2 protein-coding genes are annotated in these 903 nt (G+C 26.8%); both read right to left on the bottom strand.

Going from position 1 to position 903, the window contains the following annotated elements; all coding sequences use genetic code 11:
- The coding region (locus D0X99_RS20305) for a hypothetical protein (protein WP_119479697.1) at nucleotides 1-601 on the bottom strand (601 nt) is incomplete at its 3' end.
- Nucleotides 598-903: hypothetical protein (locus D0X99_RS20655; RefSeq protein ID WP_233553773.1), on the bottom strand; the 306-nt coding region annotated here is incomplete at its 5' end. The genes D0X99_RS20655 and D0X99_RS20305, both read right to left, overlap by 4 nt.

Here is a 903-nt window from a genome sequence, read left to right as displayed (position 1 = left end):
TCTTTTTATATAACAAACTAAACAATGACTGATCATGCCTGTGATCTAAAAATCCATTCATTTTCTTATCATTAGGATGAAAAATTAAAGCATTTTCATTCAGACATAGCTCTAAAAAATTAGAAAAAAAAGAAATTGCTTCTTCACTTTTTTTAACTAAAATATATCCGCCATACAATTGTGCGGAATCATAAAATTCTATATTATCTAAACCTACTATATCAAAAGCTTCTTTTTTTGTCCATTGACCTTCTATTAATGGTTGCTCAAAACCCAAAATACTTTGATTAAGCTTTGAAAGCTCATAAATTATAGGTTTAATCGATCTAAGAAAAAATGATCCACTATCACAATAAAATAAATAATCATCATTTTCTAATACTTGAAGAGTCTTTAGAATTATATAAGGCTTCCATATCCAATATCCTCCACCACGTTCTTTACTTAGAATATTTTTATTCTTTTCTACAAAATCTTCATCTAAATCGTTAGGACCGTAAGAGAAAACTTTGTCGAATCCACCAATTATTTTACCACTTAATGAGTTTAATTTTTGCTGAGAAGCAAATCTACTATCAGCATAATTTATTAAATAAATCATTTTAGAAATTGTATCAAGACCTTAGAATTTAAAATAATACCTAAAAAAGTGCCTATAATTTTCAATATTATTAAATAATTGTAATCCACAATACCACCCTCTGGAATGATACAACCTATAGAATAAACTACAATACCTAAAGTAATTGAATAAATCTGAGTATTAAGTTGTCCTAATCCATTTTGAACATTAATAAGAATTGCATTTATACAATGAAGTAAAGTATAAAAGGAAAACAGAAAGAAGGAAATAGATGGAATGAAAATGTACTGCTCATTAAGCCATAGCTTCATAACAAAGTC

The sequence above is a fragment of the Algoriphagus lacus genome (assembly GCF_003583985.1).
GTDB classification, from domain to species: Bacteria; Bacteroidota; Bacteroidia; order Cytophagales; family Cyclobacteriaceae; genus Algoriphagus; species Algoriphagus lacus.
The sequence above is the reverse complement of the archived record's forward strand: the minus strand, read 5'-3'. Positions and strand labels throughout refer to the sequence as shown.